The sequence below is a fragment of the Pseudomonas meliae genome (genome assembly GCF_001400515.1).
Lineage (GTDB): Bacteria > Pseudomonadota > Gammaproteobacteria > Pseudomonadales > Pseudomonadaceae > Aquipseudomonas > Aquipseudomonas amygdali.
On the sequence record NZ_LJQT01000286.1, the window covers coordinates 1 to 2,253 of the forward strand.

The 2,253-nt window shown below is 57.2% G+C and carries 1 pseudogene; it reads right to left on the bottom strand.

The features are described from left to right. Positions 1 to 2,011: pseudogene (locus tag ALO64_RS13285) on the bottom strand (TonB-dependent receptor plug domain-containing protein); the annotation flags it as partial. Positions 2,012 to 2,253: the final 242 nt, after the last annotated feature.

Consider the following 2,253-nt stretch of genomic DNA (forward strand, 5'->3'; position numbering starts at 1 on the left):
GCAGCGCCTCCCTAACTGATCGAGAATCGCCGGGTTGGCTTTCACGTCGGTGACTTTAGTGTGGTTGTAGTTGTAGCCCACTGTGCTTATCGAACTGGTAGCGGTAATTGGCAACCAGATCGACACCATCGGTGCTGGTGTCTGTGGCGTTGGTGAAATAGCGCGCGCTGGTGTAGTTGATATCACCCACGCCATTGCTGCGCAGGTAGTTGATGGCCGTGTTGTTGAGCACCAGGTTAGAGGACAGCGAGATACGATCCTGAATATCAATGCGGTAGACGTCGGCCGTCACGGTCAGGCTGTCCAGTGGCTGGAGCACCAGGCCCAGGCTGTAGTTGCGCGACTTTTCGGGCTTGAGGTCTTCGGCGCCTAACAGTTGCGCAACGTTACTGCCGGCCGGAAACGTACCCGCTTCCTGGATAGTGTTGCCAATCAGTTGTGACGAGGTAAAGGTGAAATTCTGCTGCGCCAGTGAAGGGGCGCGGAAGCCTGTCGATACGCTGCCTCGCAAAGCCACCTGCGGGGTGAAGTCATAACGCGCCGAGAGCGAGCCGCTGACGTTGGAGCCAAAATCGCTGTAGTCCTCGTGGCGAACGGCAGCCGACACACCGAGCTTCTCGGTCAGGTTGGTTTCCACATCCAGATATTGGGCGAAGTTGTGTCGCGAGTAGCTGCCTGCATCGGCGGCGCGGAAGCCGCCCAGCCCGGAACTGCCGGTCTGAAAATACGACTCGGCCTGCCCCGCTTCGATCTGATAACCCTGGTGCAGGTATTCGGCGCCGAACGAGACCGACACCGGGTAAGGCAGCCATGCCGCGCTGAACTCCCGCGACAGATCGAAGCCAAGTTGCTTCTGATCGTTGGTCAGCGTGCCGTTATCGAACGAGCGCGGCGTGTTCAGGCCAAGTGACGTATTGATGGTTTTGGTGCGCAGTTCATAGGTGTTTTTCCCGTAGTTGGCAGACACGTCGTAGTGCCAGTCATCCGCCAGCTCGCCGCGTAATCCCGCTACCAGCGAGGTGTCTTCCAGCGTGCCGTTAATCAGTGGCAGATAACCGTTGGGGTAAATCGCAGCGATGTTGTTGGAGGCGTTGCTCGGCCGATAAAACGCGGCCGTTTCACCACGGCGCTTGCTGTAGCCACCGAAGCTGTAGAACTCCGCCGCATCGTTGAAACTGTACTCGGCGTTGTATTGCAGCTTGCCCTCGTGGGTTTGCGGCTCACCCTGACGGAACACCTGCTGACCGTAAGTAGTGGAACCTATGCTGGAAGTACGAAAATCATCACCGGCACGGTTGGTGTAGTCGTTGTTGGAGCCTTCACCCGACAGGTTCAACGTGCCGTTGTCGCCCAGCGCGAAACCGGTGTTACCGGACACCTGACGCTGAATCCCGTCGCCCTTCTTGTACTGACCGTATTTGCTGGAAATCGAGCCGCCATGATCGGCGCTTTTGAGGATGATGTTGATCACCCCGGCAATCGCATCGGAACCGTATCGCGCTGAAGCACCATCGCGCAGCACTTCGATGTGTTCAATGGCAGACAGCGGAATGGCGTTCAGGTCGGCAGGTGCCGAACCGCGTCCCACCGCCCCACCCAGGTTGACGAAGGCCGATGTGTGGCGACGCTTGCCATTGACCAGCACCAGCACCTGATCCGGCGACAGCCCGCGCAATTGCGCCGGTCGGGTCAGCTCGGCACCGTCCACCAGGCTGGGCCGCGGAAAGTTGATCGAAGGGATCAAGCGCGCCAGCACCGTGCCCAATTCGCTGGAGCCGGAACTGCGCAGGCTGTCGCCGGAAATCACATCGATGGGCGACAGCGAAGCACTGGCGGTGCGCTCCTGCGCCCGAGTGCCGGTAACGATTACCGTGCTCAGGGTGGATGCGCCCTGGCTGTTTTGCTCATCTGTTGCCTGTGCAGTATGAGCACTTGCACTGATGCCTGCGACGCTCAGCAAATTGGCTGAAAAAATCGCCGTGGCCAATACACTGCGTTTGAAATTCCCCATACCACTACCCCTTGAAAATCCTTGATCCAGAAACTCTGTTCTGGTTACAACGAGCGATCCGTGCGGCGGACGGTAGCGATCATTACAGTGTCTGATTGGTGTTCCGGAGGCCCGATGCTTTATAGCTTAATGATATTGATTTAAATATTTAAATATCAATAAAGAATAAGCATCTACATTTGTGTCCAGACTGAAAAATGCCTGAAACGCGGACAAAAAAAGGCCGCACCTGCCTGAGGATC